Here is a 6,168-nt window from a genome sequence, read left to right as displayed (position 1 = left end):
GGGGGGGGGGCCCCCGCCGCGGGGGGCCCCCCCCCGGGGGGGGCGGGGGCCACCTCGCGGGGGGGGCCCCACGACCGCCGGTTCCCCGACAGTGCGGAGCTGCTGGCCGAGGCGCTGGCGGCGCTGGCGCAGAGCGCGGCGCCCACCGCCCGCGAGGTGCTGGTGGGGCTCGCGGTGCCCAGCGACGAGGTGCGCTGGGAGCGCGAGATCCCGGACGACGGCTCGGGAACCGCCCACTGGGTGGCGCAGGAGCAGCTGCGCGGCGCCGCCCGTTCGATGCTGATCGCCGGGGCGCTGGGCACCTACACCACGGCCGGCTACTACGGCGCGCGGCACAAGCGGCAGGCCGAGGGGTTCATGGGCGAGGTGCTGGTCGGCCCGGCGTCGGCGGGGCGACGGCTGACCGCGTTCGTTCCGGTGCGGGCCGGGCGCGGTGCCGTCGCCGGGCTGCAGCGGGCGCTGCACGCGGCCCGCGACGCGACCGACTACCAGCGGGCCACCGGCGGCATGGAGGCGTTCGACGCGGCCGTCGAGCTGGGCGTCTGCCATGAGCTGGCACAGGCGCTGATCGCGCTGGTGCGGGACGTGGAGGGGGTGCGGATCGCGGTGGAGTGGTCGCCGGCGGCCGGCGCCCCGGCCGGCTACCCGGCCCGCCCCGAACCGGTGGAATTCTCGCCCGGCGACCTCCCCGCGCTCCAGCAGGCCGCGCAGCGCTACGTACAGGACGAGCCGTCCCTGCCGGTGCGGGTGACCGGCGCGGTCGTACGGCTGCGCAGGGAGCGGCCGGGCGGGCCGGGGGCGGTGCGGCTGCGGGTGATCACCGGGGCCGATGTGGTGCAGGTACGGGTCGCCCTGGAGGAGGAGGACTACCGGATCGCGACGCATGCGCATCTGGTGGGACTGCCGATCCGGGTGACCGGGCGGCTGGAGAGCCGGGGCGGTTTCCGGCGGATCACGGGGGGCTGTGATGTCACCCCCGTACAGGTCGACGAGGCGGAGCGGGACCGGCTGATGAAGTCGCTCCAGGAGAATCTCGATTTCTTCGAGGAGGCGTGCGGCGGTCCGCTGGCCGAGGAGTGAGCGGCCCACGGCAACCGTTTCGCGATGGGGTCCGGTAGCTCGGTACGATTCGGCTTGCGCAGCAATCGCTGACGTGAAAGAGACATGAGTCAGGAGAGACCGGTGTCAGACGTCCGTGTGACCGTCCAACGCGATTCCGAGCGGGAAGAACGCGTGGTGACCACGGGGACTACGGCCGCCGACCTCTTCCAGGGTGAGCGCAGCATCGTCGCCGCGCGGGTGGCCGGGGAACTGAAGGACCTGGCGTACGAGGTCGCCGACGGCGACGCGGTCGAGCCCGTCGAGATCACCTCCGAAGACGGCCTGAACATCCTGCGGCACTCCACCGCGCATGTGATGGCGCAGGCCGTGCAGGAGCTGTTCCCGGAGGCGAGGCTCGGCATCGGCCCGCCCATCAAGGACGGCTTCTACTACGACTTCGACGTCGAGACCCCGTTCCACCCGGACGATCTCAAGCGCATCGAGAAGAAGATGCAGGAGATCCAGAAGCGCGGGCAGAAGTTCGCGCGCCGTGCCGTCAGCGACGACGCCGCACGCGAGGAGCTTGCCGACGAGCCGTACAAGCTCGAACTCATCGGGCTGAAGGGCTCCGCGGCGGACGCCGCCGAGGGCGCCTCCGCCGAGGTCGGCGCCGGCGAGCTGACCATCTACGACAACCTCGATGCCAAGACCGGCGAGCTGTGCTGGAAGGACCTCTGCCGCGGACCGCACCTGCCCAGCACCCGCGCCATCCCGGCGTTCAAGCTGATGCGCTCGGCCGCGGCGTACTGGCGCGGCAGCGAGAAGAATCCGCAGCTCCAAAGGATCTACGGCACCGCCTGGCCGACCAAGGACGAGCTGAAGGCGTACCTGGAGTTCCTGGCCGAGGCGGAGAAGCGCGACCACCGCAAGCTGGGCGCCGAGCTCGACCTGTTCTCCATCCCCGAGGACATCGGCTCGGGCCTGGCGGTGTTCCACCCCAAGGGCGGCATCATCCGCCGGGTCATGGAGGACTACTCCCGCCGGCGGCACGAGGAGTCGGGGTACGAGTTCGTCTACACCCCGCACGCCACCAAGGGGAAGCTGTTCGAGAAGTCCGGCCACCTGGACTGGTACGCCGACGGTATGTACCCGCCCATGCAGCTGGACGAGGGCACGGACTACTACCTCAAGCCCATGAACTGCCCGATGCACAACCTGATCTTCGATGCGCGCGGTCGGTCCTACCGTGAACTGCCGCTGCGCCTCTTCGAGTTCGGGACGGTCTACCGCTACGAGAAGTCCGGCGTGGTGCACGGCCTGACCCGGGCCCGCGGCTTCACCCAGGACGACGCGCACATCTACTGCACCAAGGAGCAGATGGCGGACGAGCTCGACTCGACGCTCACCTTCGTGCTCGACCTGCTGCGCGACTACGGTCTGAACGACTTCTATCTGGAGCTGTCCACCAAGGACCCGGAGAAGTTCGTCGGCGAGGACGACGCCTGGGAAGAGGCCACCGAGACGCTGCGCAAGGTCGCCGAGAAGCAGGGCCTTCCGCTGGTCCCGGACCCGGGCGGCGCCGCGTTCTACGGCCCGAAGATCTCGGTGCAGACCAAGGATGCCATCGGCCGCACCTGGCAGATGTCGACCATCCAGCTGGACTTCAACCTGCCGGAGCGGTTCGACCTGGAATACACCTCCGCCGACGGCACCAAGCAGCGCCCGGTCATGATCCACCGCGCGCTGTTCGGCTCCATCGAGCGGTTCTTCGCGGTGCTGCTGGAGCACTACGCGGGTGCGTTCCCGGCGTGGCTGGCGCCGGTGCAGGCGACCGGTATTCCGATCGGTGACGCGCACGTCCCGTACCTGGAGGACTTCGCCGCCGAGGCCCGTAAGAAGGGCCTGCGCATCGAGGTCGACTCGTCCTCGGACCGGATGCAGAAGAAGATCAGGAACGCACAGAAGAGCAAGGTGCCGTTCATGATCATCGCCGGTGACGAGGATGTCGCCAACGGTGCGGTCTCCTTCCGCTACCGCGACGGGACGCAGAAGAACGGCATTCCGCGTGACGAGGCGATCGCCGAGATCGTGGACGTCGTGGAGCGTCGCGTCCAGGTGTGATCCCCTGAGCATGACGAAGGCCCCGGAGAGCGATCAGCTTTCCGGGGCCTTCGTCATCTCTCCCCCTCCTGCCGGAACCGCCGCAGCAGGTAGGACGAGAACGACCCCACCACCGCCCCGACCAGGGCCACCCCGATGAACATCACCCCCACCGCGGTCAGCCGGCCGCGCGGGGTGATGGGGGTGGCATCGCCGTACCCCGTCGTCGTCAGGGTCGAGCAGGCCCACCACACGGCATCGCCGAAGGTGTGGATGTTCGCCCCCGGGGCGTCCCGCTCGTCGTGCAGTACGGCCAGGCTGGCGGCGAAGCCCAGCAGCAGAACCGTGAGCCCCGTGTACGCCATCACGCGGGCTTCGAGGCTGAGCCGGGGCTGTTCCCGGCGCCGTCGTACCCGCTCATGCACGTCGACCATGCGGAGCGGCCGCAGCAGCGGGAGCACGGTCACGATCAGGTCCAGCCACCGGGTGCGGACGAAGTGCCGCCGGTCGTCGCTGAGCACCAGCCGGGCCAGATATTCCGCCACGAAGACCGACCAGCTGACGATGGTCACAGTCGACCAGAAGGTGCGCCAGCCGGGGGAGAGGCCGGGCACCAGGACCTGTACCGCGTAGGCGGCGAGGTAGAGGAGCGACGCGAGGAGGAGGTACGGGCCGGCGCGCTCTTCCCAGGCCCGCAGCCGTGCTTCCCTGTCCACCCCGTCAGCTTCGCGGACCGGGCGCCGGGATTCGCCCCAGCGACACGCCGCGAACAGGCGAAGTCATATGCTGGCCCGTATGACAAGCGAGCCGGAGCAGCAGATCGGAGTCGGGACGCAGGACGCCTTCCAGCGCCTGTGGACGCCCCACCGGATGGCCTACATCCAGGGGGAGAACAAGCCGAGCGGCCCGGGGGCCGACGACGGCTGTCCCTTCTGCTCGATCCCCGCGAAGTCGGACGAGGACGGCCTCGTAATCGCGCGCGGTGAGCATGTCTACGCGGTGCTGAATCTGTATCCGTACAACGGCGGACATCTCATGATCGTCCCGTTCCGGCATGTCGCGGACTACACCGAGCTGGACGGGCCGGAGACCGCGGAGCTCGCCGAGCTGACGAAGCGGGCGATGGCCGCGCTGCGTACCGCGTCCGGCGCGCACGGTTTCAACATCGGGATGAACCAGGGCTCCGTAGCCGGCGCCGGGATCGCCGCCCATCTCCACCAGCACGTCGTACCGCGCTGGGGCGGCGATACCAACTTCATGCCGGTGGTCGGCCACACCAAGGTGCTGCCCCAACTCCTCGCCGACACACGGGCGATGCTCGCGGACGCCTGGCCCGTCTGAGGGCTCGTCCGGCCGGGGTGTCCGAGGCGACACACACCCATATGAACCGGATAGATCGCAACAATTCGGATTAGTTGCCACTCTAATGGTGTGGTGACCTCCCTAGATCGTCGCTCCGTGCTGCCCGCCGCCCCGGCCGCGGGCGCCGGTGCGCCGGCGCGCGCCGCCGGGCCGCCCACCCGGGTGCCTGGCCTGCCCGTACAGATCAGCCTCCACCCCGGGCGCGCCGGCACGGTGGTCGCGCTGCCCCCGATCCTCGACGGCCTCCGCCGGCGCGGTCTGCGCGCGGTGACGACAACGGAGCTAGTGACGTGATCGCTGACCGGACCCGTACCCAGGACCGTGGGCAACGCGCCAGGAAGGCCCGCACCGGCCGCCGGGCCGGGCTGTTGGCCGTCGCCTGCGCGCTGGTGGCGGCGGGGTGCGGTGGCGGCGGCGAGATCGAGGCCGCGAAGAGGAGCCCGCACCCCGCCGGACCGTCGCCCGCCAAGGCCGCCAAGCCGGGTCTGCCGGGGATGCCGCCGCTGCTGGACGAGCACGACCTCTACGCGGCGGACCGGCCCAACAAGCTGGCGCCGCAGGTCAGGAACTTCCCGTCACGGGTGTATGTGCCGAACACCGGCTCCGACTCGGTCAGCGTCATCGACCCGAAGACGTACAAGGTCATCGAGACGATGCGGGTGGGCGTGCAGCCGCAGCATGTCGTGCCCTCCTGGGACATGAAGACGCTCTGGGTCAACAACAACCGGGGCCATGACCTCACCCCGATCGATCCCGCCACCGGCAAAGCCGGCAAGACCATCGACGTCCATGACCCGTACAACCTCTACTTCACGCCCAACGGCAGGTACGCGGTCGTGATGGCCTCGATGGACAAACAGCTGGTCTTCCGCGACCCGCACACCATGAAGATCCGCAAGACCCTGCCGGTGACCTGTGCGGGCGTCAATCACGCCGACTTCTCCCCGGACGGGCGGTACTTCATCGTCTCCTGCGAGTTCTCCGGCGAACTGATCAAGGTCGATACGGAGAAGATGAAGGTCATCGGCCAGCAGAAGCTGCCGTTCGAGGGGGCGATGCCGCAGGACGTGAAGATCTCCCCGGACGGCCGGACCTGGTACGTCGCCGACATGATGGCCGACGGCATGTGGGTCCTCAACGGCGACACCTTCGGCAAGCCGAAACTGATGCCCACCGGCAAGGGCGCCCACGGCCTCTACGTCAGCCGGGACTCCCGGCACATGTACATCTCCAACCGCGGCGAGGGCTCGGTCTCGCTCCTCGACTTCAAGACCGGCGAGCTCGTCGACAAGTGGCGCATTCCCGGCGGCGGTAGCCCCGACATGGGTGGCGTCTCCGCGGACGGCAAGGTCCTGTGGCTGTCCGGCCGCTACAACTCCGAGGTCTACGCGATGGACACGCGGACCGGCAAAACCCTGGCGAAGATCCCGGTCGGCGAGGGCCCGCACGGGCTGGCGGTCTACCCGCAGCCGGGACGGTACTCGCTGGGGCACACGGGGATCTTCCGCTAGATCTGCCGGCGGGGTCGCCCGGCGTGGCCCGGGTAGGGATGAGATGGGGCGCTGTGGGCCCGTACGGGATGTCCCGTACGGGATGTCCCGTACGGGCCCCCAGCCCCCCCCGCCCGAGGCTACCCCCCGCGGCCGGCCCGAAGCGGTGTACAAG

General features: G+C 69.8%; 5 protein-coding genes and 1 pseudogene. 5 read left to right on the top strand and 1 reads right to left on the bottom strand.

All coding sequences use genetic code 11. The annotated features are described in order from the left end of the window. Window positions 1-1,080 (top strand): hypothetical protein (locus AB0I10_RS39890; RefSeq protein WP_363157644.1); only part of this gene is annotated, 1,080 nt, incomplete at its 5' end. Between the two features lie 102 nt (window positions 1,081-1,182). Continuing rightward, entirely contained in the window at window positions 1,183-3,162 is a 1,980-nt protein-coding gene (gene thrS, locus AB0I10_RS39885; protein ID WP_363157643.1) for a threonine--tRNA ligase, read from the top strand. Window positions 3,163-3,215: 53 nt separating this feature from the next. Here the strand turns inward: thrS and AB0I10_RS39880 are convergent, their stop codons facing one another. After that, entirely contained in the window at window positions 3,216-3,857 is a 642-nt protein-coding gene (locus AB0I10_RS39880) for an ion channel (protein WP_363157642.1), read from the bottom strand. 67 nt (window positions 3,858-3,924) lie between these two features. Between AB0I10_RS39880 and AB0I10_RS39875 the strand changes: the two genes are divergently transcribed. The 3 genes and pseudogenes from AB0I10_RS39875 to AB0I10_RS39865 all read left to right on the top strand — a co-directional run bounded on the left by AB0I10_RS39875 (window position 3,925) and on the right by AB0I10_RS39865 (window position 6,014). Then, on the top strand, window positions 3,925-4,482 hold the full coding sequence (locus AB0I10_RS39875) for an HIT domain-containing protein (RefSeq protein ID WP_363157641.1): 558 nt from the start codon (window positions 3,925-3,927) through the stop codon (window positions 4,480-4,482). 204 nt (window positions 4,483-4,686) lie between these two features. Further along, window positions 4,687-4,797 (top strand): annotated as a pseudogene (locus tag AB0I10_RS39870) (polysaccharide deacetylase family protein); the annotation flags it as partial. Next, window positions 4,797-6,014, top strand: coding sequence for a YncE family protein (locus AB0I10_RS39865; protein ID WP_363157645.1), 1,218 nt, complete (start codon window positions 4,797-4,799; stop codon window positions 6,012-6,014). The pseudogene AB0I10_RS39870 and the gene AB0I10_RS39865, both read left to right, overlap by 1 nt. Window positions 6,015-6,168: the final 154 nt, after the last annotated feature.

It is taken from the genome of Streptomyces sp. NPDC050636, assembly GCF_040654775.1.
GTDB lineage: Bacteria > Actinomycetota > Actinomycetes > Streptomycetales > Streptomycetaceae > Streptomyces.
The sequence above is the reverse complement of the archived record's forward strand: the minus strand, read 5'-3'. Positions and strand labels throughout refer to the sequence as shown.